At 48.7% G+C, this 26,222-nt stretch carries 21 protein-coding genes; 10 read left to right on the forward strand and 11 right to left on the reverse strand.

Going from position 1 to position 26,222, the window contains the following annotated elements; genetic code table 11:
* Positions 1-2 precede the first annotated feature (2 nt).
* A complete protein-coding gene (pip, locus tag P6910_RS19300; RefSeq protein WP_317142878.1) occupies positions 3-956 on the reverse strand; it encodes a prolyl aminopeptidase in 954 nt (317 codons plus the stop codon).
* Between the two features lie 266 nt (positions 957-1,222).
* Here pip and P6910_RS19305 point away from each other — a divergent pair, with 266 nt between their 5' ends.
* On the forward strand, positions 1,223-2,923 hold the full coding sequence (locus tag P6910_RS19305) for a CAP domain-containing protein (RefSeq protein ID WP_317142879.1): 1,701 nt from the start codon (positions 1,223-1,225) through the stop codon (positions 2,921-2,923).
* 41 nt (positions 2,924-2,964) lie between these two features.
* Here P6910_RS19305 and typA read toward each other — a convergent pair whose 3' ends face one another.
* Together typA and P6910_RS19315 are read right to left on the reverse strand one after the other, a co-directional pair.
* On the reverse strand, positions 2,965-4,779 hold the full coding sequence (typA, locus tag P6910_RS19310; protein ID WP_317142880.1) for a translational GTPase TypA: 1,815 nt from the start codon (positions 4,777-4,779) through the stop codon (positions 2,965-2,967).
* A gap of 22 nt (positions 4,780-4,801) precedes the next feature.
* Positions 4,802-5,443: a toluene tolerance protein gene (locus tag P6910_RS19315; protein ID WP_317142881.1), complete on the reverse strand. Its 642-nt coding sequence runs from the start codon at positions 5,441-5,443 to the stop codon at positions 4,802-4,804.
* A 392-nt stretch (positions 5,444-5,835) separates the two neighbouring features.
* Here P6910_RS19315 and msbA point away from each other — a divergent pair, with 392 nt between their 5' ends.
* The 3 genes from msbA (at position 5,836) to P6910_RS19330 (ending at position 10,939) form a co-directional block, all read left to right on the forward strand.
* Entirely contained in the window at positions 5,836-7,677 is a 1,842-nt protein-coding gene (gene msbA, locus P6910_RS19320; protein WP_317142882.1) for a lipid A export permease/ATP-binding protein MsbA, read from the forward strand.
* Positions 7,678-7,962: 285 nt separating this feature from the next.
* The gene (gene hldE, locus P6910_RS19325; RefSeq protein ID WP_317142883.1) at positions 7,963-9,405 is read left to right on the forward strand and encodes a bifunctional D-glycero-beta-D-manno-heptose-7-phosphate kinase/D-glycero-beta-D-manno-heptose 1-phosphate adenylyltransferase HldE; all 1,443 of its coding nucleotides are present in this window, start codon (positions 7,963-7,965) and stop codon (positions 9,403-9,405) included.
* Between the two features lie 142 nt (positions 9,406-9,547).
* Positions 9,548-10,939: a hypothetical protein gene (locus tag P6910_RS19330; RefSeq protein ID WP_317142884.1), complete on the forward strand. Its 1,392-nt coding sequence runs from the start codon at positions 9,548-9,550 to the stop codon at positions 10,937-10,939.
* Between the two features lie 33 nt (positions 10,940-10,972).
* On the opposite strand, the gene P6910_RS19335 is transcribed toward P6910_RS19330, so the two are convergent.
* Both P6910_RS19335 and P6910_RS19340 read right to left on the reverse strand, forming a co-directional pair.
* On the reverse strand, positions 10,973-11,782 hold the full coding sequence (locus tag P6910_RS19335) for an aldo/keto reductase (RefSeq protein ID WP_317142885.1): 810 nt from the start codon (positions 11,780-11,782) through the stop codon (positions 10,973-10,975).
* Entirely contained in the window at positions 11,775-12,989 is a 1,215-nt protein-coding gene (locus P6910_RS19340) for an FAD-dependent oxidoreductase (RefSeq protein WP_317142886.1), read from the reverse strand. Before P6910_RS19340 ends, P6910_RS19335 begins: the two co-directional genes overlap by 8 nt.
* 252 nt (positions 12,990-13,241) lie before the next feature.
* On the opposite strand from P6910_RS19340, the gene pxpB reads away from it, so the two are divergent.
* From pxpB to P6910_RS19360, 4 genes are read left to right on the forward strand one after another with little or no spacing between them, the layout of a single operon-like run.
* On the forward strand, positions 13,242-13,943 hold the full coding sequence (gene pxpB, locus P6910_RS19345; RefSeq protein WP_317142887.1) for a 5-oxoprolinase subunit PxpB: 702 nt from the start codon (positions 13,242-13,244) through the stop codon (positions 13,941-13,943).
* Positions 13,940-14,926 (forward strand): biotin-dependent carboxyltransferase family protein, encoded by a 987-nt coding sequence (locus tag P6910_RS19350; RefSeq protein WP_317142888.1) that lies wholly within the window; start codon positions 13,940-13,942, stop codon positions 14,924-14,926. The genes pxpB and P6910_RS19350 overlap by 4 nt, the downstream gene beginning before the upstream one ends.
* Positions 14,916-15,695, forward strand: a complete 780-nt coding sequence (locus P6910_RS19355) for a 5-oxoprolinase subunit PxpA (protein WP_317142889.1) — start codon at positions 14,916-14,918, stop codon at positions 15,693-15,695. The genes P6910_RS19350 and P6910_RS19355 overlap by 11 nt, the downstream gene beginning before the upstream one ends.
* Positions 15,695-16,387: a diphthine--ammonia ligase gene (locus P6910_RS19360; protein ID WP_317142890.1), complete on the forward strand. Its 693-nt coding sequence runs from the start codon at positions 15,695-15,697 to the stop codon at positions 16,385-16,387. The genes P6910_RS19355 and P6910_RS19360 overlap by 1 nt, the downstream gene beginning before the upstream one ends.
* A 48-nt stretch (positions 16,388-16,435) precedes the next feature.
* On the opposite strand, the gene P6910_RS19365 is transcribed toward P6910_RS19360, so the two are convergent.
* Positions 16,436-19,423 (reverse strand): hypothetical protein, encoded by a 2,988-nt coding sequence (locus tag P6910_RS19365; protein ID WP_317142891.1) that lies wholly within the window; start codon positions 19,421-19,423, stop codon positions 16,436-16,438.
* 1,113 nt (positions 19,424-20,536) lie between these two features.
* Here P6910_RS19365 and P6910_RS19370 point away from each other — a divergent pair.
* Together P6910_RS19370 and rsuA are read left to right on the forward strand one after the other, a co-directional pair.
* Positions 20,537-21,316, forward strand: coding sequence for a DUF2057 domain-containing protein (locus tag P6910_RS19370; RefSeq protein ID WP_317142892.1), 780 nt, complete (start codon positions 20,537-20,539; stop codon positions 21,314-21,316).
* Positions 21,313-22,029 (forward strand): 16S rRNA pseudouridine(516) synthase RsuA, encoded by a 717-nt coding sequence (gene rsuA, locus P6910_RS19375; RefSeq protein WP_317142893.1) that lies wholly within the window; start codon positions 21,313-21,315, stop codon positions 22,027-22,029. Before P6910_RS19370 ends, rsuA begins: the two co-directional genes overlap by 4 nt.
* Here rsuA and P6910_RS19380 read toward each other — a convergent pair.
* From P6910_RS19380 to P6910_RS19400, 5 genes are read right to left on the reverse strand one after another with little or no spacing between them, the layout of a single operon-like run.
* A complete protein-coding gene (locus tag P6910_RS19380) occupies positions 22,011-22,541 on the reverse strand; it encodes a DinB family protein (RefSeq protein WP_317142894.1) in 531 nt (176 codons plus the stop codon). The two genes, rsuA and P6910_RS19380, sit on opposite strands and share 19 nt — an antisense overlap.
* A gap of 28 nt (positions 22,542-22,569) precedes the next feature.
* The gene (locus P6910_RS19385) at positions 22,570-23,790 is read right to left on the reverse strand and encodes a hypothetical protein (protein WP_317142895.1); all 1,221 of its coding nucleotides are present in this window, start codon (positions 23,788-23,790) and stop codon (positions 22,570-22,572) included.
* 16 nt (positions 23,791-23,806) lie between these two features.
* On the reverse strand, positions 23,807-24,715 hold the full coding sequence (locus P6910_RS19390; RefSeq protein ID WP_317142896.1) for a cyanophycin synthetase: 909 nt from the start codon (positions 24,713-24,715) through the stop codon (positions 23,807-23,809).
* Positions 24,712-25,566 carry a hypothetical protein gene (locus tag P6910_RS19395; protein WP_317142897.1) on the reverse strand — a complete coding sequence of 285 codons (855 nt, stop codon included), beginning with the start codon at positions 25,564-25,566 and terminating at the stop codon, positions 24,712-24,714. The genes P6910_RS19390 and P6910_RS19395 overlap by 4 nt, the downstream gene beginning before the upstream one ends.
* A 34-nt stretch (positions 25,567-25,600) precedes the next feature.
* Positions 25,601-26,119, reverse strand: a complete 519-nt coding sequence (locus tag P6910_RS19400) for a hypothetical protein (protein WP_317142898.1) — start codon at positions 26,117-26,119, stop codon at positions 25,601-25,603.
* Between the last annotated feature and the right edge of the window lie 103 nt (positions 26,120-26,222).

A 26,222-nucleotide genomic window follows, 5' to 3' on the forward strand; every position in this document is an offset into this window, starting at 1 on the left:
AATTAACTGAATTTAACCGCCAACTTATCGGTGGCAATCACCAGTGCATCCACAATGCCCGGCTCGGAGGACGAATGACCCGCCTCCCTGATCACCTGAAGCTCTGCTTCTGTCCAGTGATCAGCCAAAACCTGAGCGTTATCCAAAGGACAGATCATATCGTATCGACCATGAACAATAATGCCCGGAATCTGGTTAATGAATTTCATGTCACGAATAATCTGATGAGGTTCAATAAAGCTGTCATTCATGAAGTAATGGGCTTCAAGGCGGGATATGGCTTTTGCGTTGTGTGGCTCACTGCAAAACTCTTCAGCATCGGGACAGGGCTTCAAAGTGCTGATCCGGCCCTCCCATAACGCCCAGTGTTTGGCAGCATTCATCTGTGCCAGCTCATCATCACCGGTCAAGCGATTGTAATAAGCTTCCAGCATATTAGCTCGCTCACTTTCCGGAATAATTTCCTCGAAGTGCTTCCAGTGATCAGGAAACACTCTGCCGGCCCCCTGTTCAGTGTAGAGCCAGTCAAAGTCTTTCTGTCGGGACAGAAAAATCCCCCTGAGCACCATGGCCATAACCCTTTTAGGGTGGGCCTGAGCGTAGAGCAGAGAGAGGGTAGAGCCCCAGGAACCGCCAAAAAGAAGCCATTTTTCAATACCCAAATGCACCCGAATCTGCTCCATATCTGCGATCAGATTCTGGGTATTATTCCCTTCCAGCTCGGCATGGGGAAGCGACCGACCACAGCCTCGCTGATCAAAAAGGATGATTCTATATTTCTCGGGATCAAAGAATCGCCGCGACTTTTCTGAAGTACCCACCCCGGGCCCGCCGTGGACAAACAACACAGGAATACCATCAGGACTCCCGCACTCTTCCACATAAAGTTGATGAACGGTATCTACAGCCAGTTTGAAAACAGAGTATGGCTTTATAGCCGGGTAAAGCGTGCGCATGTTCCTTCCTTCAGAAGTCACTGAATCAAGCGAAGTCAGTCAGCTAAGCAAACAGAGCATCTGATCCACCTCTTGTCTCTGGAGACAGTCGAAAGCTTAAATCAGACAGGCTCCCAGCACTCTACAATACTCTTAAAAACCAAGGTTTTCCAAGCATTGTCATGGCTTCTGAGGAACTTTTACGCCTCTGGGCTATCCAAGTTTCATAGCTGATATGAAAGGCAGGGAGTGCTTATGTATAACGTTCAAACAGCGAGCAGTAGTCGATGAACAATCCATTTTTTCACAGGTCCATTGATCCATTGATCATAGCTTTGGCGTTCTCCACAGCCATGGGCTTTTGTCATGCCGCAGTGGTGGACCCCTTCCCGGTGAATAATTCTGAGGAGCTGAACAGTTACCTCTCAAGCCACAATTATCAAATGCCTGAAAGGTGTAACAAAAATGCAGATCAGGGAAGTTGCTGGGCCCGCTCCATCATGAGCCTTCTCAGTGAACAGGAACTCAGCCAACTCTACAGGCAATCGGAAGAATACCTCAACTACCCGGACGATCAGCCAATCAATGTGGCTGCTCTGCATCTCTACCTTGAAAGTCATAGTGCGGTCATACCCGAAGGTTCGACACCTGGTGTGCCTATCAACCATCTGAACACACAACTGGCCATTCTTCTTAAGAAAAGAATACTGACAATAACGCCGTTAGCGGATGGATCGATTGCTACTCAATTCTTCACAGGGTTTGAAGATGGCAGTTACGAAGTAGAAGAAAACATCATTTCATTGTCAGAAGAGCCAGAAACTCTTTTCTCGGCCTTAATCTCAGCGGATATAAGCCTTTTCCTGACACTCGGAGTTAATGACACTCCTGGTCATGTGCAGCCCATTGTCTTCAATCTGCAACCCCATCAGACAGCCAGGGCAGCTCTTGCTGAAGACTCGCTGAATGCAATGATCAACCGACCTGCCAGAACACTTGATATCTTCGCTGTCAGCAGCGGTGATATACCACCCTACTTTTTCTCTGCGCTCCAATTTGGCGTCAGAAATGTCCTCCACCAACCCAGTCACGAGGAGATGGAGCGCGAAATAAAAGAGGCTAGAAAAAGAAAATTCGCCAGAGAAAAAATGAAACAAGATGTCGAGCATTACAGAAACGAAGCCGCAAGCGAATATCGAAAAGGAGCCATGACTCGTTTTTGTGCAAGCTGTGCAAAAGGTGCCTTCAAACTGGGTATTCTTGGTGCTGCCTCCGCAGTCATCTACCAGAAATGGGAAACCGTCAAGGCTCATTTACAAGACTTCTGGAAAGAAGTTATTGCTCCAAACTTGCCAATGATGGCCCGTCTCGACGGCACAGGGGTGATAGGAAACTCTACAGATATGCCCAAGGAACTGGCCAGCTATATGGACACAATTCCGCAGAAAATTCTTGAAGCATGGAAATACTCCTCTTTCAAAGTGGACAGCTTCCTGAGATCCCGTTGGTCTGTCTCTCGCTGGACTCACTCTCATTGGTACAACGAGGCCATAGACCAACCCACTCAGGGCTTTGCAGATCAGATGCTAACCGCTGTCAATGCTATACGCTCTAAACCGCGGGTCTGTGGCAATACCGTCATGCGTGCAGTCGGACGTTTGCGCTGGAACTACTCTCTTGAAGCAGCCGCCTTCAAACACGCAACGGATATGGCCAATAAAGATTTTATGAGCCATGTAGGTTCAGATGGCAGTGAAATCAATCAACGAATTGAATCACAGGGTTATCGCTGGTCAGCCTATGCCGAAAATGTAGCCGTAGGCCCACACAACCTCGACGCCATACTCACCGGCTGGATGAGCAGTCCAGGGCATTGTAAAAATATCATGAACCCTAATGTCATCGAGATGGGAGTCAGCTTTGTAGAGAACCCCTCAGGCCGATACAGAATATACTGGGCCCAGGTTTTTGCTTCACCAGCATACTGACCGGGGAGCTGCCCCCGCCCCCGGTCAGAACAGCCAGTCAATTATTTGCTGCGGCTGGCGCGCTTGCGCTCATGCTCCTTCAGAAACTTCTTGCGCAGACGGATATTGTCAGGCGTAACTTCCACCAGCTCGTCATCGTCGATAAATTCCAGGGCCTGTTCCAGGCTATGCTGGATAGGCGGTGTCAGCTGAATGTTTTCGTCAGAGCCGGAAGCACGAACGTTCGTCAGCTGTTTACCCTTGGTCGGGTTAACCACCAGGTCATTGTCACGATTATGCAGACCAATGATCTGACCTTCATATACGTCAACGTTCGGATTCAGGAACAAACGACCACGATCCTGTAAGTTCCAGAGCGCATAACCCAGCACCTTACCATTCACCATAGAAACCAGAACACCGTTCTTGCGGTGAGACACTTCTCCGCCTTTGACGTCGCCATAGTGATCGAAAACGTTGGTCAGAATACCGCTACCGGAAGTCATGGTCAGAAACTGGGAACGGAAACCGATCAGACCACGGGCAGGCATAATGAACTCCAGGCGAACACGACCCTTGCCGTCTGGTACCATGTTGGTCAGTTCTGCCTTACGGTGGCCCATCTCTTCCATCAGAGAACCCTGATGTTCTTCCTCAACATCCACAACAACCTGTTCGTAAGGCTCCTGCAAAACGCCGTCAATCTCCTTGATGACAACCTCTGGACGAGAAACCCCCAGCTCAAAACCCTCACGGCGCATGGTTTCGATCAGAACCGACAGATGCAGTTCACCACGACCAGACACCTTGAACTTGTCAGCATCATCGCCCTGCTCAACACGCAGCGCTACGTTATGCAGCAGTTCACGATCCAGACGCTCTTTGATGTTACGGGAGGTCACATACTTGCCATCCTGACCTGCAAAAGGAGAATCATTGACCTGGAAGGTCATGCTCACGGTTGGCTCATCCACCGTCAGTGCTGGCAGCGCTTCAACGTGGTTTGGATCACACAGGGTGTCTGATATGTTCAGCTTGTCGATGCCCGTTACACAAACGATATCGCCAGCACGAGCCTCTTCCACGTCTACACGTTCCAGACCCAGGTGCCCCATGACCTTGAGAATCTTGGCATTGCGCTCATTGCCATCAGCACCAATCAAACGAATCGGAGTGGAAGGCTTGAGGACACCACGGGTGATACGACCAATACCGATAACTCCCAGGAAGCTGCTGTAGTCCAGGGCAGATATCTGCATCTGGAAGGGTGCATCGACATTCACCTTGGGAGAAGGGACATTATTGACGATCATTTCAAACAGTGGCGTCATATCTTGTGCCATGTTTTCAGGATCATCACCGGCAATACCGTTCAATGCAGAAGCGTAAATAACCGGAAAATCCAGCTGCTCTTCGGTAGCACCCAGACGATCAAACAGATCAAAGACTTCATCCATTACCCAGTCTGGACGAGCACCAGGACGGTCAATCTTGTTGATAACAACGATAGGGCGCAGACCCTGCTCAAAAGCTTTCTGGGTGACAAAGCGGGTCTGAGGCATAGGACCGTCAACCGCATCCACCAACAGCAGCACCGAATCCACCATGGACATAACACGTTCCACCTCACCACCGAAGTCGGCGTGTCCGGGTGTGTCCACAATATTAATGTGGTAGTCCTGCCAGTTGATGGCGGTGTTCTTGGCCAGGATGGTAATGCCCCTCTCCTTCTCCTGGTCATTGGAATCCATGATCCGTTCGGCACCCTGATCCTTTCGACCCAGAGTTCCGGACTGCTGAAGCAGTTTGTCAACCAGGGTGGTTTTACCATGGTCAACGTGTGCGATGATGGCAATATTGCGTAACTTTTCTATCACTGTCTTTCTCTCTTGAAATCTTTCAGGTTTGCTGCATTACAGCTTCGACCTTGTCCACATCCAAATCTGCCAGCCTGGCGTAGGTGGAACAAAATGTCTGATCCTTAATCAAATACTGAACATCCTGCTCATAACGAGCCAGATGGTGTAAATTCCTGAGCCTTAACGCTTCTTTCAGAGAACTCCGGCTAAAGCGCATATCGGCAATGTCTATCAGCCCAAGAGCACCGTCGGGCAACTTCAGAATATTACCCATGTGCAGGGAGCGAAAATAGACGCCCTGTTTATGCAAGTGCGCAATATATCGGGCTAATTGCTGGGCCAGAACTCTGGTTCCATCTTCATCCAGAGCAGGGAAAACCTGCCTGAGGGTCCGACCCGGCAATGGCCGATAATGAACAGCCGTGTTTTTATACCTTTCAAGACGGTAGCAGCTAATGATGTCAACCGTTTGAATGCCACGCGTCATAAGTTCGGAGGCATTTCTGGCAAACCGGACAGAATATGGCTTAAACCACGCCGAGCTGATAGTGCTTTTAACCCGAAACAGTTTCAGAAAAGTCTTATCTTTCAGCTTCAGAACCTTGTCGCCAAAATGGTCCTGCTCTATCACCTCAGCCCCTTCGATCAGGGTCTGATAAGCCGTGGAAGATAATCGCTGCATACCACTCATCTGTGTTGAATACTCATTATTTCCACAATAAAAAAAGGCGGCCAATCATACCTTAGACCGGAAAATTCATAAAGCCGCTTTGACACGGGTGTAGGCCGTATTGCTGCTCATGCTCAGTATTCACACACTCCCTGCTATGCAAAAAACTCAATGGGAGTGTGTCCTGGGCAGTAAAACCGACCTTTCAGGGTAACAACACTTCAGATCATTTTTTGTGACGTCACGCAAATGATCGAACCGGGTAAAGGAGGGCAACGCAGGGTAGAGCTTTGCTAAAAACGTCATTTTACGGTAAAACCCGTGGTTTTAGAGGCACTATCCATTGAGCCTGCAGCCAGATTCATCCAGAATAGGCCCCTCATTTTTAACTGATTACAGTGGCCATGTCGGAACACGCCAAGTCGGGAAGCCTGCAGATTTACCTGCGCCTTCTCAGCTATGTAAAGCCCTACTCGGGCTTTTTTGCCCTCAGTCTAATGGGCTATGTCATGTTTGCGCTCAGCCAGCCAGCTTTTGCCCGTTTGCTGGAATATTTTGTTGAAGCACTTGAAGGCAGCTTTGCCACTATTGACAGGGACCTTGGGAGTTTTCTTCCTGCCTCTATCATGACTTCGGTGGCCCTGATTCCCATCGTCATGTTGTCTATTGCCATATTCAGGGGGATTGGTTCCTTTCTGGGCAACTACTTCCTGGCCAAGGTGTCCTTATCGGTTGTGCACGACCTGCGCTGCCTGATGTTTAACCGAATGATTCAGTTGCCCAATAACTATTTTGACAACAACAATTCCGGACACCTGATTGCCAGAATCACCTACAACGTGGGTATGGTGACCTCGGCAGCTACCGATGCCGTCAAGGTTATTGTGCGGGAAGGCCTGACCGTTGTTTTTCTGTTCGGGTATCTGATCCTGACCAACTGGAAGCTCACCCTGGTATTCATCGGCGTTGCTCCCATCATTGCCCTGGTGGTCAGTACCGCCAGCAAACGTTTCCGTAAGCTGAGTTCGAAGATTCAGACATCCATGGGGGATCTGACCCACGTCAGTTCCGAATCGATCAATGGTTACCGGGTAGTCAGAGGCTTTGGTGGTGAGAGTTATGAAACCAGCCGCTTTTTTAATGCCAGTGATCGCAATACCCGTCAGGGGCTGAAAATGGTCAAGGCTTCCGCTGTCCATACGCCCACCCTGCAATTCTTGGTAAACACGGCCCTCGCCATCCTGTTCTTCCTCGTGCTGTGGCTAAAAGGAGATGCAACCACCGCTTCTCTGGTGAGTTTTGTCACGGCTGCGGCACTGCTGCCAAAGCCTATTCGTCAGCTGAGCGAAGTGAATGCCAACATCCAGAAAGGTATTGCCGCAGCAGAGAGCATTTTTGAAATGGCTGACCAGCCTTCCGAACCTGATAACGGCACCTTTGAAAAGGAAACAGTTGAAGGCAAGCTGGAGTTTCGAAACCTGTTTTTCAAATATCAGAATACTGACAAACCCGCCCTGAAGAATATTAACTTCACTGTTAATCCGGGTGAGACTATTGCTCTGGTGGGTCGCTCGGGATCGGGAAAAACCACACTGGCCAACCTGGTTCCCCGTTTTTATCCTCACGGGCAGGGTGAAATCCTTCTGGATGATACGCCCATTGATGATTACAGCCTGAAGAACCTTCGCAGTCATATTGCTCTGGTGGATCAGAATGTCACTCTGTTTAATGATACAGTGGCTCGCAACATAGCCTATGGAGACCTGCGCGACAAAGATGATTCTGACATTCACCTGGCTGCCGAAGCCGCCCATGCCAATGAATTTATCAAAAATATGGCTCAGGGCATGAACACGCTGGTTGGCGAAGATGGCGTACTGCTCTCGGGTGGCCAGCGTCAGCGTTTGGCCATAGCCAGGGCTATTCTGAAGGACGCTCCCATTCTAATTCTTGACGAAGCCACTTCGGCCCTGGATACCGAATCCGAGCGTCATATCCAGGCGGCCCTGGATGAAGTCATGAAGAATCGAACAACGCTGGTGATTGCTCATCGACTCTCCACCATTGAGAATGCCGACCGTATCATTGTGATGGATAAAGGCGAAATTGCAGAGAGCGGTACTCATTCCGAACTGTTGGCCAGAGAAGGTCATTATGCCAAACTGCACCAGATGCAGTTCCAGGAAGAGCAGGAAGAAGCCATAGAGGTCATACCTTTGGCTTCTTCGCAGCCATTACAACATTGAACTCTTTAAAAAAGCTAGCAGCCTGTCGGACTTAAGACTGTCCTACTGCGGTTGCAATAAATTGGTCTAAAAATCCCTGTTTCTTCGTCAAATAGCTCGCTATTCTCCTCAGAAACAGAGATTTTTATCCTCAATTTCTTGCAATCCTCGCTACGGACGCTTAAGTCCGACAGGCTGCTAGGGTTTTACCATGATTACCCTTCAAGACGATTTCGTGGTAAACCTACCGGAAGCTCGGCCAACTCACTTGGCAGGACCCCTAAATACCGAAGCGGAAGACACTGAATGAAACTGACTCTGCCACGATTTAATGAAGCCAGGGTTCTGGTGATCGGCGATGTCATGCTGGATCGCTACTGGCACGGCGGCACCTCCAGAATCTCCCCTGAGGCACCAGTACCTGTTGTTCGCGTCACCAATGTAGAAGATCGCCCCGGCGGCGCTGGCAACGTAGCCCTGAACATTGCCTCTCTGGGCGCCCCGACCTGGCTGATAGCCGCTACCGGAGATGATGAAGCAGCCGACTCCCTGCAGACCCGTCTGGAAGCGGCCGGAGTCTATTGCGATTTTGCCCGACTGAAAGATATGCCTACCATCACCAAACTCAGGGTCATCAGCCAGCATCAGCAACTCATTCGCCTGGATCAGGAAGAACCTTTCTCCGTTCTCAGCAGCGATATTCTGGAAGAAAAAGCAGCCAATTTGCTGAAAAACATGGGGGCTGTCATTCTTTCTGACTACAACAAGGGTACCCTGCAGAACCAACAGCAGCTGATCAAACTGGCACGTACAAAAGGCATTCCGGTCCTTGTTGACCCGAAAGGTACAAACTTTGAGCGTTACCGTGGTGCCAGTATCATTACCCCGAACCTGCATGAATTTGAAGCCGTTGTTGGCCCCTGCACAGATGAGCAGGAACTGATCACCAAAGGTCACCAGTTACTGGACGAGCTGGAGCTTGACGCCATGCTGATCACCCGCAGTGAGCACGGCATGACCCTGATTCGCAGAGGCGAAAAGGAACTGCACCTGCCAGCCAGAGCCCGTGAAGTTTTTGATGTGACCGGCGCCGGAGATACCGTTATTTCCACTCTGGCCACTGCACTTGCAGCGGGGGCTGAGCTGCCCAAAGCAGCCGCTCTGGCCAATATTGCAGCCGGTATTGTGGTTGCCAAGCTGGGGACTGCAACGGTCAGCATGCCGGAACTGCGCCGTGAGGTGAACAGAGAACTGGGCGCAGAGCGTGGCGTTGTGACCCCCGATCAGCTCAAAATTGCCTTGGAAGATTCCCGGGCCCATGGCGAAAAGATCGTCTTCACCAACGGCTGTTTCGACATTGTTCATGCCGGCCACGTGGGTTATCTGGAGCAGGCCCGAAAGCAGGGTGACAGGCTGGTACTGGCGATCAACAGCGATGCTTCTGTAAAAAGATTGAAAGGTGAAGGCCGCCCCATTAACTCGGAAGATCGCAGAATGGCGGTACTGGCAGGCCTTGAAGCGGTGGACTGGGTCGTATGCTTCGAAGAAGATACACCTGAAAACCTGCTCAGAATGGTTAAACCTGACGTTCTGGTAAAAGGCGGTGACTACACCATTGATGAAGTGGTCGGTGCTCCTATCGTCTACGAATACGGTGGCGAAGTGAAGGTTCTGGCGTTCCTGGATAACTGTTCGACAACGGCCATTGTTGAAAAAATCAGGAAGGACAAATCTAAAGAATCCGCCTGATACTTTTATCGTAAAACAACAGGATTGCCGCCAACTTTTCGACGGTTAGCGGCTATCTTCTCCAAAACCCAAGGCTAGCCACTCTCCAGAACTTTGCCCTCTATAATAAGTTGAAAGCACTCAAAGATTCAGGGATAGAGTAATGGGTATTATCAACGGCGGCGAAAAGATTTCTATCAGCCCGACATGGTCTGAACATGCTCAACATAAAGTTGATAAACCCAGGGGACGCCATAAGGGCTCTTCAGTATACTCCATTGAAAATACGGTCCCTCAAAACGGGAAAGGCAAGAAACTACCGATAAAAAGCCTCTTCTCCCGCAGTGTCAGCAATTCTGATAAAGCCGCAGCGAAAGAAAAGAAAGCCACTGAGAAGAAAGCCGTCAAAGCATTTATGGTGGCACTGGATGATGTCAAAAAAGCAGTAAACAACAAAAATGGCAGTTCTGAGTCTGTTCAGAAAGTGATTAACAAGCACGCCAAAAACCAGGGTGAATTGGAAGACCTGTTGGCTAACCTGACCAGAAAATCCGGACAAGCAGCCTTGCAACCTCATGTTCAAAAAGCATTCAAGGAAGCCGGTCTTTCCATGATGCTGTCGAAAGCAAGAAATAGCGCTCAGCCACTAAAAAATGCCACAGATCATGGGCAGTCTTTCAGAGATGCACTGGATAAGTGCATGGCACCGTTAAGGGCTCAGCGGCAAGAACTGAGTTACTCTACATATCCTGACTCCATTCGAGATCAGCTTAAATCTTATCCCGCACTGACTGAATGCCTGGTGGAAGAACTACCCAACTCAAAAGGATATTCTTCTCCCGGCAACCGGTACTCTGCTATCCAGGCCCAGACTATTCTGACCTGCCAATGCTTTGAACAGGCTCACCAAATTAAGCAAAATCTGAACAGAACTATGAAGAGTCAACAATTACCCCCTGAAACAAAAAGCAAGATCGCGAGTGCTTTAAATGAAGTTCAGGGAATTTTAGAAGCTACGCAAAAAGACCTCAAAAGCCTGCACCGTAACTACGCCATGAAAGGAGAGGGTCATTTCCTGAACACCGAGTACCGAGAGAGTATCAAGGAAAGAATTCATTCAGACCCTGTTAGCAAAGATTCATTCAGTAGCAAGCAAACTTCCAGCAAGCGCCAACCGGTCAGTCAAACTATACCGGCTCAGGAAAACAGGGTTCAACCTGAAGCCAAAGCGGCTCCTAAGCCACCTGGAAGAGCAGCACCCGCCATTCCTTTCGATGCTTCTCTTGCAGCCCTGAAAAAAGAGAGGCCAGAGCTGACACGTGAAGCAGGCCTACTACGTGATTACCTGAAGGAACTGCAGACTTTCTGCAATTCACGAGAGTTAGTTAACCTTCTGGGTAAAGATTTTTCAGCTCACAGAGACGCAGGCTGGAGCTTTGATGAGTACGCATCCCTGTGTCAGCAGGCAGCTGGAATCTTGGCCGACACCCCGTCACTGACAACAGTTGAAGTGATGGATGCGGCGTACAAAAACATGGGAACCCCGCGCCAATAAAAACCTTTTTTCTCTAACCTGGCCGCCAGGGAATCAGCTCCCAAGACGTCTGATGACTCTGGCGCACGACTCTGCATTGCTCTTCAGGTGTAAAGGATTAATGGTGCCAATCACTGCCGCCGAAGTCGCAGGATGAGAGAAAACCAGTTCCATGCTTTTCTCCACCGGATCTTCACCTTCCAGACAAACATGCCCACTGGCCAGAGCTTTCTTGATCAGAATGCCCTTATCGTTCCGGAGAGCGTAATCAAGTACCGGTTTCTCAGCCTGTTCCTTCAGGTTATAAGTCACCATGGCGATATCCGACTTTTCCAGGGCCATAATGCCGCCTTCAACGGTTTTGGTAGACATGCCTGACGCCAGAATTTTGCCTTCTCTTTTTAATGCTTCCAGTACTTCCAGACAGCCATAGTGCTGAATGACATTGACGTCATCGCCATTGGAATGGACCAGCACCATTTCAATCCGATCAGTATTCAGCCGTTTCAGACTTCTCTCAATACTGAAACGAATATGTTCCGGTGTGAAATCAAAACGAGACTCACCGTTCTCAAACTCTTCACCGACTTTACTGCAGATAACCCAGTTGTCTCGCTGACCTTTTAGTAAAGACCCCAATCGTTCTTCACTGGTGCCGTAGGCTGGCGCTGTATCCAGCAAATTAATACCCAGGGTTTGTGCCAGTTCCAGAAGCTCTCTGGCCTCGCTATCATCCGGAATCCTGAACCCGGATGGGTATTTCACTCCCTGATCCCTGCCCAGCTTTACGGTTCCGAAACCGATGGGAGAAACCCGGATATCGGTGCCTGCAATGGTTCTTGTCTCAAGCCTGTAATCAGTCATGATCGACGAATGCCCCACTCCAGAAGGGTTGGCAGATTTCAGGATGCTGAACATCCTCTGGCAAAGCAAAGCCTTCATTGCCAGAAGGTGAGAGTTGCTGCCTGTTCAACACTTTAATGACCTCATCAGAAAGGTTGGGTGCCAGCGCCAACTTGGTCGGCCAGGAAACAATACCGTTTTCTATCTCATGAATGAAAGCAGCATCCGGTCTCAGCAGTTTGCTCTGCCTGGGTTCGGCCCGGTTTACAAACATCGTCGCCCATTGGGCATCCTCCAGATTAACCCATGGCAATAATGCAGTCAGCTCACGTCGGGCCACCCGGATCTGTTCTTCCGGTGTGCGTTCCATCCCGTCTTCTGCGATTTCGCCACCCAGATACCAGACCCAATTACCTTCACCATCCGGATGGCTGGTGACTGTCATTCTTGGAACAGGCTTGGTACCCAGGCAATGCGCAAAGAGCGGCTCAGGATGACGATGCCGAACCATAACCATATGAAGCGGCCTTCTCTGCATCTCTGGCCGGGAGAGTCCCCAGAGCTTCATCAGGTCCTCGGTGCCTTCACCCGCCGTGGTAACAAACTTGCAAGCCCTGATTTGCAGGGTTTTGCCCCCAAGGGTATGCTCGATGAAATCTATTTTCTTGCCTTCAGTGACAATACGGGTGTTTTCAGACCAGTCCACCTTGAGAATCCGGTCTTCCAGACCTTTCACCAGTGCATCAACGACCGTGCGGATATCCAGCACGATCTCATTGAGCTGATAGACTTTGCCCCGAAACGCTTCATGACGAAAAATATCAGGAAAGTCTTCCGGTTTCTTCAACTGCTCCACCCGGCCTCGCAGAGCCTTGCTGGCGAAAAATGAGGTGAGCCTGGAACCCAGATCACCGGGAGACCAAAGGTACTGGGACTCAGAGAGTATAGCGGCTCCCGACAGATCGACCTCACCTTCCCCCCTGAGAGCCATGCGCCAGCGGTCTGGCATGCCGGCAATACACTCTGCCGCCTTGGTCAGAGTGCCAGTCAAAGTGTACTTGGTTCCGCCATGAACGATCCCCTGGGATTTGATCGTCTGACCACCACCGAGGGTAGCATCTTCCAGAAGAAGGGCCTTATAGCCTTGCTGATTGAGGGTGTTGAACAGCCAGAGCCCGGCAATGCCTCCGCCAATTACAACAACATCTGTTTCTATGGTCTGAGTCATATAAAGTGGATCAGAGAGTAAGACAGGGAAAATACAAAACCCGCAGTATACGCCTCATACCCGTCTGACACCAACATCGCCTTCAGCCAGTGGATGCCATACGTAGATGTTGCCCTGTAAGACCTCGCACCTTATTGAAGGTAGGGTATTCGTTTCTTTTCCAAAAATCATTTTACCCTTACGTGATCGACGAGCTTGATAACCCAATCCTATGTTAGAATCGGCTGCGGACTCTGTAAATATGACGATAATATGAACCATCCCTGTGAGTGCTTCCCTCTGGGTGACTCAGCTCTAATGCTGTGTTTTGGTGACCGGATCAGTCCCAAAATAAACCTGATCGTTCACACAGCGGCAAAACAAGTTCTCGAAGCAGCATACCCTGAAATAATTGAGATGGTTCCGGCTTACACAACGTTGACTGTCTATTACGATCCCTGCCAGATTCAATCAGCAATACCTTATGAGGCTTTGAAAGAAAAAATACTCAATATCCTGCAAACACTCGAGGTGGGTCAGACAAACGTTGGCAATCTTGTTGAAATACCGGTCTGCTACGAAAGCAGCTTTGCTCCGGACCTGGATCGTGTAGCCAAACACTGTCGCTTAAAAACTGAAAAAGTGATTGATCTTCACACTTCAGCCACCTACGACGTTTACTTTCTTGGCTTTGCTCCGGGTTTTCCCTTTCTGGGTGGAATGGATAAAAGACTGGCGACGCCCAGACTTGATAATCCACGTCTAACGATTCCGGCTGGCTCCGTTGGCATCGCCGGTGAGCAAACAGGTATCTACCCTCTTTCTACCCCGGGAGGCTGGCAGCTGATAGGTCACACCCCTGTTTCTCTGGTGGACTTCAGTAACGACCCCCCCACCCTGCTCAAGCCGGGTGACAGAGTAAAGTTCACCGCTATTTCCTCCAGAGAGCATCAGGAAATGGAGGCACAAAGGTGAGCCTGACCATCAAACAAGCCGGAATGCTGACCAGCATCCAGGATCTTGGTAGATACGGCCTTCGACATCTGGGCTTATCAACCTGCGGCGCCATGGATTCTCTTGCAGCCAGAGTCGCTAACCTGATACTGGGTAACCCGGAGAATGCCCCACTGCTGGAATTCACTCTGACAGGACCCATTCTGGAATTTCATAAGTCCACCGTGATCTGTCTTAGTGGAGGAAGTGTCGATGCCACCGTGGATACTCATCCCATCGCCAGTAACTTCGTAACCGCCGTTAAAGCAGGGCAAACACTGAAAATTGGCAGTCTCAGGACAGGCTGCCGGGGTTATCTGGCGATTAAAAACGGCTTTCAGGCCCGGCAAGTTCTGGGAAGTTGCAGTACTTATCTGAAAGCGGGTATCGGCGGCCTTGGCGGCCGGGCACTGAAAGAGAACGACCGGCTTGGCTTTAACGCCTGGGCAGCAAAGAAAAATTTCAAACCTGATATTGCTGTGGGCCAAGGGTTTACGCAGTATCTTGAGGATCAGGAACATGTTCAGCCTGTTCGTTTTATCCGGGGCCCACAAACGGCATGGTTTTCCGGACGAAGCCTGAATGTTTTCCAGAACCAGAGCTACTCTGTCCGCCCGGATTCTGACCGGATGGGCTATCGTCTCAGTGGTCAAAAGATCGAATGCAGCTATCCCGGAAATCTGATCACAGAGGGGACAGCCATGGGTTCCATTCAGATTCCTCCGAATGGTCAACCCATTATTCTGATGAGTGATTGTCAGCCCACTGGCGGATATCCCAAAATCGGGAACATCATCTCCGCAGACTTGCCCAGAGTCGCCCAGCTGAAGCCATCGGACACACTGACCTTCCGGGAAGTCAGTGTGGAAGAAGCACAGCGGGAACTGATAGAACAGAGAATCAGCCTGAACCGTCTGGCCATAGCGGCTGAATATTATTGGAAGCAAATCCAAAATGAATACTGATAAAGCTCTGACACTGGATCTGAACTGCGACATGGGTGAAAGCTTTGGCCAGTACAGGCTGGGAAACGATAGCGAAATCATGCCGTATATCAGTTCTGCCAACATTGCCTGCGGCTTTCATGGGGGTGATCCGAATATCATGGCCAACACGGTAAAATTGGCCTTGGAACACAGTGTCGCCGTCGGTGCTCATCCCGGCTTACCGGACCTGCAGGGCTTTGGTCGAAGAAACATGCACATCAGCCCCGAAGATGCCTATAACCTGACACTCTACCAGACAGGCGCATTAAACGCCTTTGTCACTGCTCAAGGTGGTCAGCTTCACCATGTAAAACCTCACGGAGCCCTGTACAATATGGCCGCCCGGGACCCGAACCTTGCCAAAGCCATAGCCGAAGCGATTTATCAATTTAATCCGGAACTGATTCTCTATGGGTTAGCCGATAGTTGCCTTATATCTCAGGCTGAAGCCATTGGCCTGAAGACCGCCAGCGAAGTCTTTGCCGACCGCAGCTACCAGAGTACGGGTCAGCTAACCCCCAGAGATCAGGCCGGCGCAATGCTTGAAGACCAGCAAAAGTCCCTCGACCAGATCAGAGACATGGTATTGCACAAACAAGTGACATCAGTGGATGGCCAAACAATTGCTATCCGGGCCGAGACCCTGTGCATACATGGCGATGGTCCCCAGGCTCTGGACTTTGTCCGTGGCTGTGAACGATTTCTCCAGGCACAGGGCATCATCATTCAAACCATTCAGGCGCAGTAATGAATATTTCTCCCCAGGCTTCATTGCCCTCTTCAGGATCTCTTTTCGCCACTTCCTGGAGTGGCGGCAAGGACGGTTGCTTTGCTCGATGGCTTTCCAGCCAAAGCGGCGCCAAACCCGCCTGTCTGCTCACTATGCTCAAAGAAGGTGAACAGAGAACCAGTGCCCATGGACTGCATCAGGAGGTTCTTCAGGCTCAGGCTGATTGTCTGGGAACCCCTATCATTTTTGGTTCTGCCGGATTTGGAGGTTATGAACAGGGATTAAAAAAGGCACTGGCAACCACTATCAGTGAGTATTCTGTCAGTCACCTTGCTTTTGGTGATATCGACCTGGATGCCCACAAGGACTGGTACGACCGGATTCTTAAAGATACTCCTATCCAGACCTGCTACCCCCTCTGGCACTACAACCGTAAACAGCTTTTGAAAGATATGTTCTCGGTGGGCCAGGAGGCCCTGATTGTCAGCGTCAAGAATGAATCACTGGATCAAAGTTTTCTCGGACGAATACTGACACCGTCATTGGCCGATGAGATAGAAGCCAGAGGTATCTGCCCCACTGGAGAAGAAGGCGACTTTCACACACTGGTGATCAATGGTCCTGACTTTAAAGAACCCTTGTCCGTCAAAAAAGCGGATATCTGGCAGGATGACTGGAGTCATTCTGTGCTTGAGCTCTCACCTGCCTGAGCCTCAGGGTAAGGAGAACGCTTTCTGTCCCTCTCCAACATCGCTCTTTTATGCCTTGGAAACGTCCGGGGCAGGCACAAACGTTTCTTCATAAGCAACCCCGTTAAATGCTCTGGAGCGGAGAATGCTGGCCATTTTGCCCAGGGCTGGATCGGGGTAACTGTCCTGAAGACGCTCCAGAACATGCATAAGTACAATGCCTGATATGGAATCAAGCTTTGGCTCTGAAGATTCAAGGGCTGCCAGAACATTAATGCGCATCATTGCCATCAGTGCACGGGCAGGGCCAGCAGCCTGACCGACTGCCAGGTTGAGTTCGTCAATCATAATGCTGGTAAGGGGTCTGGCGAGGGTCGGATTACCGGAAGCCAGCACGGGGGAATCGTAAGGCAGCAGGGTTGACGGGCCAGAATCCACAGGGGTGATCAAGTCAACCACATAAACCCAGTCTTTCTTTGTATACCCTTCTTTTAAACGAAGAATGAGGTTGCAGAAAAAGCATTTTTTTCCGTAGTAAAGTTCCTCCCCAACTTTGGTGGTAAGCAGCACACATTTCTCAGGCAAGTAACCACCTGCCCGGGCAGCTTCCTCCAGCCGGTCATAGAGTCTTTCTTTGATCTCACTGAATTGCTCTTTGTTAAGTACCAAAAGATCTGTATCCCTTGGCGTGACTGAGCGCTCAATAACTTCCCGGGATATTTCGCCCGGTAACAGATCGCTGCCGGTTGCCCGTTTTAATGCCTGGCTCCCCCAGCGTGACTGAACCTGCGTCTGATAAGCACGGCTTCCCAGATATACCACAGGTTTATTTTTATGATTCAACGCCTGTACTTCGCTGGCTATTTGCTCATGAAAATAAGCTCTTGTCTCGAGAGTCTCCTGAGTATCTACCCTGAAAAATGTATTCACGACAAAATTTGCCAGAGTATCAGGCTTATTGCTGGCTTGTTTTTTAAATCGGCCATTTTTAATCTGGGCTGGATTCGGTTCATTATTGTCAGCAGTTTTCGCTAGTGATAGTTCTTTAGAATTATCCAGATCTTTTACGCAACCTGCTATGAAAGCAATATTTTTATTAATTTTCTTCCTGCAACTGACTGTAGACTGCTCAAGGTTGGCAATAGTGGGAAATTCACTTTTGAGAATATCGATACGTTTACTGCTAACGGTAACAAGTGCCGTATTCAAATGCTGAAGTTGTCGTAAACCATGATATAAAGTAGCCTTGATTGATTCGAACAGGACAATCTTCAGACATTTGTCTTGCCCGGCAACAACTTGCTCTCTGATTTTGTTCAATTGCCTGAAAGCATCTTTGAAACAGGTTTTGATGTTTTGATTGATCTTATCAAATTGATCAATTTTCTCTTTAATCCCGGAAGCATTTGCTTTGATTTTTTCTTTCCATTTCTCTTTGGTCACCTTAAGCGAGGTTGATGGATCACTTGTTTGAATGCTTGTAATGCAGCCCTCCAGATCACTGAAAATTGAAACGCACTCACAAATATGCTCAATGAGCATTGCACAGTAATAACTGCAGTGGGAGAACGTCAGTAGCAATTCAGTGTGTGGTGATAGGGCAATGTTTGCAAAAATATTGATTAGCCATTCACAGGATTTCCTGTCTAGTTCTGTGATGTTAATGTCTGGATTGTATATATCGCACTCTTTATTTATGAGCTTTAAAATATCATTATTCTGGATCAGAGTTTGTGCCAACCGTGATTTCAGGCATTCAGGAAGCTGTTGCGGATTGTCATTTGTTATCCCATCCGTGGCGGTACCTTGCACGATGACTTTTTTGACCTCATCAAAGCTATTCCTGATAGCCAACTCGTGATTGTTGGTCAGAGTCTGTATTCTTAGTTTGGCGAGTGATAATCGACGATGGTATTTACAGGATTCCACGGCTTCATTGGTCAATAAGCCAAGCTCCTGCAACTGGGCTGCCCATGGGCTCAGAACATTAAGTATGTGTTGCAGCTCTTCTGTCTTCTTTATCTTTATTAATGGTGACTGGTTCTCTGTGACACTCTCCTTGTGAGCAAGCAGGGTACTCAGGTAGACGGAAGAAGCTTCAATCCCAAGGGCGAAATAACGGTCCAGGGGATAGGATCGGGTTTGTGTATATTCATTAAGACCATCATGCCAGCTTTCAATGTTGATCTCTGCCGTATTATTTTTTTTAAGTCTTTGAATAACTTTTTCCAGTGAATAGTCGTTATGGAAAACTATTCCACTGGTTGTTTCACAAACCTTATTAACTACATCCCATCGTCCTGACATTAAAGCTGCATGGAACAACTCTGCACAGAATAAATGCTGACCAATCGTCTTATTGTCAACGCAGACGGGTTGGAATTCGTGATCGTACCCTTCATTCCTGTATCGATCAATTGAACTGAAAAGACATCCAGAGGCGATTTTCACGATATCTTGAGAATCTTTCTTGCTCTGGATCTCCAACGTCGCCGTAGCAACGGTAGTGAGCAGATTGCTTATCTCTTCATTTAGTCTGTAAGCCTCACATGTCATTAAGTCAGGTCTTTTCCGGGGGGGCGCATGCAAAATTGAGTGGTACTTCCTGATTTTTGGTTCAACGGGCGCCCGAAGGGCAATATTTCTTCTGAAATCAGCGTGTCTTATCATGCTCTCCACAAGACCATAAATACAGGACAAATGGCATACAATAGACTCACTCAGAAAGCTGATTGATTGCTGGCCCGGGGAAGCATCCTTGGGGGACCATCGACATAGCATTCTCTCGAGAACACGATAGTTCAGGGCCAGCTGCAGTGTTACGTTACTCATATCATCACTCAAAAACAGCTGTTTGGACAATACGACATATTCGCTTTTGTCGGCCAATCTTATTGTGTTGAACCAATCAACAAGTTTGTATGAACTGTCTTTGAGTACCTGATATTTATTAGCGAGACGCTTGAGCAAAGCCAATCTACTGTAGATCAAGTTATGGAACTGCAGACCATCTGTATCAAGAAACTTTCTATCAAGAAACTCTTGATCAAGTTTCATTTGAAATTCGAGTAATTCATGCCTGAAGCTTTGGACACCCTCTATCGTAATTTCTTGAGAAGGTGAGGACGGTGCTTCGTGAAAACAAGGAAGAGTATCCAGAATGATGTCATCAGGCAGAGGCCCCAGGAGAACGCTGAGGGGAGGACAGCTGGCTGATGACTGCTCCGGCAAGCTCTGGTCAGAAGCTGATGTCAAATCAGGTGTATGATACGTTTGTTCTACTGAACTGATTGCAGCCTGTCTTTCAGATAACGAAAAATTACCGGGTTTGAAGCATGCCGGATCATTGGTTTGATCACTGCTCTGGAAATGAGACTCTGGATTTATTGCAGTCGTTGAGCCTCTGTCCTCAGGTCCCTCTGAGCAGTACTGAGTGTTGCATCCTTCAGGGTCAGGCTGCGAGTATAAAGGCGAAGCAAAAGTGTTTTTGATATTTTGCATAATTCATACTTAAATCGAACAATCATTAGTTAACTAACCACATGTAATAATCAGGCATATTCTGTTTTGACATCATTATGGTGATTTGGTTCCATGGACTTAAGTACTCAACCATACGAAATCATATTTTCTGACTCATTGTTCAGGCACTCGCGGCAACTGCTCCTGCGTTGCTCTAGCAGCCTGTCGGACTTAAGCGCCCGTAGCGAGGATTGCGAGAAATTGAGGATAAAAATTTCTGCTTCTGAGGAGAATAGCGGGGCTATTTGACGAAGAGGCAGGAATTTTTAGACCAATTTATCGCAACCGCACGACTGCACGGATGCAGGAGCTAGAGCAACGCAGGAGCAGTTGCCGCGTAGGGCAGACTTAAGTCCGACAGGCTGCTAGCTCCTGCATCCATGCAGTCGTGGTGCGTTGCAACTCTGGTCACATAGCTTGCTATGTTCCCGCCGTTGCGCCTTGCAGAGCACCTGCCCAATAAGCCAGAAATATTCGATTCCGTATGGCTGAGTACTTAATTATGCTCGCAATAGTCTTCACATCACCGAGGCAAACCGGCTGACCAGAGTTCAGCCTCCCAAAAGCCACTTGCTTTTAGCCCCTGAGTCCGGCATGTTGTAGCGCTTTTCTTACCCTCATTAATATAAGTTGCATAAGGGGATATCTATGCGCTCTCTTTTAAACGACTTTTTCAGCCTCTCTGAGCGCTCAAGACTGCATCATCGCACATGGCTAAACAGACTCCTGGCGTCAACTCTTGGCTTTTTCATGGTCGCTTCAGTCTCGGCGGCTGAATCCAGAGCAGAACAGGCCACCCTTCAGTTACCGGTCAAATCTGAGTTACTGGTTCTTGACGGCACCAATGCCAAAGACCTCGACTTTAAAGTAGAAGCTAACGGGCCCATTTCTCTTACCAATGTGCGCCATCAGATTGTTTTCCAGTTATCTGATACCGTCACTAATGGCGGGGACCGAAGTCGCTTTACTTCCAAACCTTTTGTCCTGACCTTCCATCCGGCAACTGGCAAGCACTACAGCATTGATGTTCCCAACCTGAGAGACATACGTCAGGCCGAAGCTTTCAACAACAACCCCACCAGCAAGATTTCATTGAAGGATGACAAGGGCGAAGCCGTTCCCTATGAATTTGCCATTTTACCCAGCAAGGGTATCCAGTTCGGGCGCAACTATGCAGCAGACGTCCAAAAGTTTAATCGTACCAACAGTCCGGCAGCGGCCAGTGAATTTTCAGGCATGGGTGTCTTCGCAGAGACAAACACAGGCTTTGCCAATGCTACTCAGAATGAGGAAACCTATGGCTCTGCTGCCAATAAGAATGATGAGGCCAATATAAGTGCCAGCATGTTGCGCTACTGGTTTGAAAAAGCCGATCCAAAAACCCGGAAGGCCTTCGTCAACTGGGCCCGGGAACAGGTCAGCCAGTGAGACTCGACAAATTTCTTTGTGAAAGCACCGAACTGACCCGCTCAGAAAGCAAAAGGCTTTTGAAAACCGGGTCAGTGACTGTAGAGGGCTCTGTCGTCAAAAACCCTGCCTGTAAGGTTTCTGACGATGCTGAAGTACTTCTGGATGGAACACCGCTGACTCTGGTGGGATTTCGTTACATTATGCTCAACAAACCTGCGGATACTCTCTGTACGACGCCCTCAGGAACAGGAGCCGAGATGTATCCATCCGTTATTAATCTGCTGGATGTCATTAAATCCGATCGCCTCAGGATTGCCGGCCGGCTGGATGTGGATACCACTGGGCTGGTGCTGATTACAGACGATGGTCAGTGGTCCCACAAAATCACGTCACCGGTTAAAAAGTGCGGAAAACGTTACCGGGTAGAACTGGCTTCGCCTCTGGATCAGTCAGCCATCGAACAGTTTGCACAAGGTCTCCAGCTGCATGGGGAGAAAAAGCCAACCCGCCCTGCGCAACTTGAATTTATGTCTGATCAGGAAGTACTGCTGACGATTCATGAAGGCAAGTACCACCAGGTCAAGCGCATGTTTGCGGCTCTGGGTAATCGTGTAACGGCCCTTCATCGGGAACAGATTGGCTCTATCACGCTCGACCCTGATCTGAAAAAGGGTAGGTGGCGCTATCTGACTGAAGACGAAATCCACTCCGTTCAGGAAGCCACCACCTGACCCCGGTTAAAGCTTGACGTCGCTGGAGCCATACCCACGGAAGGGTCTATATTGTTGCCTGCTACTTTTGCGATCGTCGCCATCATTGCCAGATGGTGAGTCAGGTGACTGCTGGCAAAAACCAGCTCCCTTCCCAGGGTGGATTTTAGTCGCACGCTGCTGCTTTCTGACAAAAGAACCTCGGTTTTGATTTCAACATCTGAATCCAGATCCCCTGCTTTCAGCGCCTTTAACCATTGCTGCAAATCTTTTAACTCTGCCAGACCCGCGTTCTTTTCATGCTCCAGCAAAAGCCCCCGGCGTCTGAGATCATAATCCACCCATTCTTCAGAAGAAGAGCGGATCGCTTCATACAGATCCAGAACGTGACGCAAGTGCTGCCCGACGGTACTTTGAAAAAGATCGGAGTCCGTGAATCGGTAGTCATCAGCGCTCAAACCAGAAACAAAACCGATCATCTGTTCAACCGCTTCCTGATTACCCCGGAGTATCCGCTCAAAATCATTACGCATGATAAAAATATCCTTTTCTCTTAACTATCTATCGAGTTTTTATCAGAAGATTATTTTTTCCGCTCATGGCTTCTCCATCCACCCTGACAGCTCCGGTCTGCCAGCTATAGCGGAAATAAACCAAGGCTAAAATGGATGAAACAAAGTACACAGCCTGAAGTGCCTCCAGAGGTGCCTTTCCCTGATGCAGGAACAGAGCTGTAACAATAAACAAAACAGCGACACCCAGTTGAGAGCAGTAACTTTTCAGTAAAAGGTAGGTATGGGTACCCGTTTTATCAGAACGATCAAAAAACACTTTGTTGAATGACAAACGGAACAGGCTGGTCAGGAAAGCAATGACGAGAATAACTCCATACTGCTGCTGCGTTGAATGCGTTTCATCCACCATCCCCCTGAGCAGCCAGCTGAATGCATAAAGAAGAATGGCCCAGCGGAAAAGACGGATAGCGGACATACGGTCAATAAAAGTCTGTACCAGTTTAAACAGGGCAGCGACTGCGATTGCCAGAATCACCATCATCCCACCCAGCTCGAGCAGACTTTCTCTATTGATAAAATAGAGTGAGAGAGTCCAGAAATAACTTTCCAGAAAAAGAAACAGACCATCTACAAAAAACACCCCACGGGAGCCAAAACTATCACGAAATCGGAGCACTTCAGAGACACGGACAGCCGGTGCCGAAAACGCTGTGTTGATTTCAACAGCCACCTTGGTTTTGAAAGTTTGAGCAACACCTGCTGTTGAAATCAGTACGCTGAGTATAAACAGAATCAAGTCACTCGATTGCTCCAACAGAAATGCACCCGCCACTATGCCGATTTTAAGCATCACTGCTACCAATATCTGGAAGTTGCCAAAGTGCTGACCGGAATTCCGACTATGACTGATGGATTTGAACAGCAGTCGTTGAGCCATCCAGTAGAAACAGCCATAAATACCATTCAGAATGGCCAGTAGAATAAGTCCTGTGGCTCCGCTGTCTGCTTGCTGCTGAAAGGAAAACAGTCCCGCCACCAGCAGGACCTCAGTCAAAAACGAGGCTCTTACGACCCGGACGCTGCCTTTTTCAGATCTCAGGTGTTCCCAAACCCACAGGGTAAAAAGATAAGCCAAACCGGACAGGGCAATAAACACAGCTATTTCGGTCAGACTATAACCTTGTTGCCACAATAGAGTGGGCATAAAGAACGGCAACAGACCGACCAGAAATGCGTGAATGCCTGAGAACTGAAAAAAGTAATGCACTCCTGTCTCCCCTGTCTCAGAAAATATCAGTCTGAGCGACCTGGAGTTTATCCAGTTCCTCAAACACCCCGGAGATATCTTCTTTTTCCCCATATCTGGGGTAGTCGTGCATTTTCACGTAAGGACGAGAGTTCACCTCCAAAAGAATACATTTCTGATCTTTATGACTATGCTCTATGCCTTTTTCCATGATGACATCGATACCAAGAATATTGGCATCGAAAGTAGCCAGCACTTTTTCCATCAGTCGTATATTCTCTCTGGCCAGTTTATTGACCGGAATGGTTTCAATGACACCGCCGGGTGCCAGGGCAATTCGATGGAAAAGCTTTACCTGCTCCTGATCAGCCGGAACGGAATTCAGATCAAAGCCCTGTCTCGCTAAATAGGTTCTGGTTTGTTCACTTTTCTGTAGCGGGTACATGCAATCCAGAAGCCCCATCTCCTTCCGAATAGCATTCTCCTGATCAATCAGGGTGCTGATCGAGTCCTCACCATTTCCAGTAACAAAAGGAGCATAACGCTGAATCACAGACACCACTTCACCGTTCGCCACCAGAACCCGATAGTTTTTTCCTTCCAGATACTGCTCTACCACACTGGCAGGCCACCAGATTTTGGCCAGCAAAGCCGCTTTCCATAACTCACGATAGTTGCGAATGGGAAAATAGCTGCCTCTTGAGAAACCGCCGACATTGGGCTTAACGACCAAAGGAAAGCCATGCTGTCTGGCAAAGCGAATAGCCTTCCATGGATTGATGAAAATCTCACCTTGAGCATGAGGAATATCATTTTTACTGAATGCCGCTCTTGCCTGAGCTTTTGAACGACAGCTCTTGCGAACTTCCAGAGAATTGTACTGAGTGCAGCCATTCATGAATTTCTGGCTGATGTAGCTGTAAACCGCTTTCCTGATAAATTTCACAGCACCATCTCCTCTTCGGTCTTGGCTGGCAGCTTTTTAAAATTCAGCCGATTCAGATAAAACAGCTTCCTGAAGAAAATAGATTTCCGTTTACGGGCTTCTGGAATTTCACCGGTCACTTGTGCCAGTTGACCGGTCAACTGGCCTATCAGCCGCAACTTCTCGAAAGTCCCCAGATTCTTGCTTAACAGCACCAGAGGCATAGGCAGGAAGAGATTGATTTCAAAAATTTTGAACTCCCCCTGAACCAGAGCTTCGATGCTGTCAGCCCGGATACCATAGCGAGCCATTCTAAACGGCCCGGCCTGACTCAAATGCAAAGCCAGCTGATCGGCCTGTTTTCTATTCAGCTCGTGGGTTTTGTCCAGATAAAACGTTTCGCTGTTGTAAATACCATTGACAGGATGTGCATCATTGCTGGTATTCAGAACCTGAGTTACGGACAGTGTTCTAAGGCACTTTTTGGAATCCGGGGAGCAAATCACAAACACTTCAAACTCTCTTTTCCCCTGAGCACCCTCCTGAATCAGGTAGGGCACACTGTCCTGAGCGCGATTCGCTCTTGCAGCCTCCAGCTGAATTTCATTATCGATCCGTATAACCCCGGCGGAGTTCTGTCCCCATTCAGGTTTCAGAAAAACCGGGTATTGCTCCGGCTTTGTGCCATCAGTATCCAGGCTCTGTTGCAAGCGCCACCGTCTGGGAATGGACTGATCCATATCAAGCTTCGAGTACAGCCCTTTGGAATCATTGAAGTAATCCGCATTCAACTGAAAAAACAGCCAGGGCTTTACTCTTTGTCTCAAGGCGTGCCAGATAAATCCCAAAACCAGCAACGTACGAACTATCATAATGATCACTTCCAGATTAAGTGTCCCCGGGGAGTTAAGGGTTAGATCTTGCCAGCTTTTCTTCTTTAACCAAAGAGAAGTTGGCCATCGCCATGATCAGCCCCAACACCAGGATGGATACAGCGGCGTAGAACAGAGAACCGCCGTCACTTTTCCCCTGGTGCAATACCTCTATTCCCAGAGGTGTAGCCAGGTGGAAGAAAACCGCTCCCACCATGATGCCAGACGCTGCCAGCCCACCCAGACTGTGTATCAGACTCTGACTGATTTCACTTTCATCGGTACTCAACTTATTTTTAATGAACAGTATGACAGGCAGAAACAGCAGCAAACTGATGGATAATTCTGCAAGTCCAACGGCAATAGCACCATAACTGCTGAACCACTCCCCCACGGAAACACCTATAACCCCCTGCATCCACTGACCGATGGTTCCAAAGATATGCTGGGTATCCGGATGCCCACTGAACTTGTAGGGCAGGGAGAACAAAAACACCTTGGCTATCCAGAGGACAGTTAACCAGCTAAAAACTTGTATCACGCGCTTTTTCATGCGAACAATTCCATTTCTCAAAGATCAAAAAGTCCTTTCACCCGATTTAAAGTGATGTGACTCATCGTATTAATGGGATAGATGAGTAAAGTCTCAGATCATC

The organism is Endozoicomonas sp. 8E (assembly GCF_032883915.1).
Lineage (GTDB): Bacteria > Pseudomonadota > Gammaproteobacteria > Pseudomonadales > Endozoicomonadaceae > Endozoicomonas_A.

Coding starts and splice junctions, on each gene's coding strand:
- P6910_RS19365 (WP_317142891.1), bottom strand. CDS start 19,423: ATGAAACTTGATCAAGAGTTTCTTGATAGAAAGTTTCTTGATACAGAT.
- P6910_RS19360 (WP_317142890.1), top strand. CDS start 15,695: ATGAATATTTCTCCCCAGGCTTCATTGCCCTCTTCAGGATCTCTTTTC.
- P6910_RS19335 (WP_317142885.1), bottom strand. CDS start 11,782: ATGACTGATTACAGGCTTGAGACAAGAACCATTGCAGGCACCGATATC.
- P6910_RS19370 (WP_317142892.1), top strand. CDS start 20,537: ATGCGCTCTCTTTTAAACGACTTTTTCAGCCTCTCTGAGCGCTCAAGA.
- pxpB (WP_317142887.1), top strand. CDS start 13,242: ATGAACCATCCCTGTGAGTGCTTCCCTCTGGGTGACTCAGCTCTAATG.
- msbA (WP_317142882.1), top strand. CDS start 5,836: ATGTCGGAACACGCCAAGTCGGGAAGCCTGCAGATTTACCTGCGCCTT.
- hldE (WP_317142883.1), top strand. CDS start 7,963: ATGAAACTGACTCTGCCACGATTTAATGAAGCCAGGGTTCTGGTGATC.
- P6910_RS19395 (WP_317142897.1), bottom strand. CDS start 25,566: ATGATAGTTCGTACGTTGCTGGTTTTGGGATTTATCTGGCACGCCTTG.
- P6910_RS19340 (WP_317142886.1), bottom strand. CDS start 12,989: ATGACTCAGACCATAGAAACAGATGTTGTTGTAATTGGCGGAGGCATT.
- P6910_RS19315 (WP_317142881.1), bottom strand. CDS start 5,443: ATGCAGCGATTATCTTCCACGGCTTATCAGACCCTGATCGAAGGGGCT.
- P6910_RS19355 (WP_317142889.1), top strand. CDS start 14,916: ATGAATACTGATAAAGCTCTGACACTGGATCTGAACTGCGACATGGGT.
- P6910_RS19305 (WP_317142879.1), top strand. CDS start 1,223: ATGAACAATCCATTTTTTCACAGGTCCATTGATCCATTGATCATAGCT.
- pip (WP_317142878.1), bottom strand. CDS start 956: ATGCGCACGCTTTACCCGGCTATAAAGCCATACTCTGTTTTCAAACTG.
- P6910_RS19380 (WP_317142894.1), bottom strand. CDS start 22,541: ATGCGTAATGATTTTGAGCGGATACTCCGGGGTAATCAGGAAGCGGTT.
- P6910_RS19330 (WP_317142884.1), top strand. CDS start 9,548: ATGGGTATTATCAACGGCGGCGAAAAGATTTCTATCAGCCCGACATGG.
- P6910_RS19400 (WP_317142898.1), bottom strand. CDS start 26,119: ATGAAAAAGCGCGTGATACAAGTTTTTAGCTGGTTAACTGTCCTCTGG.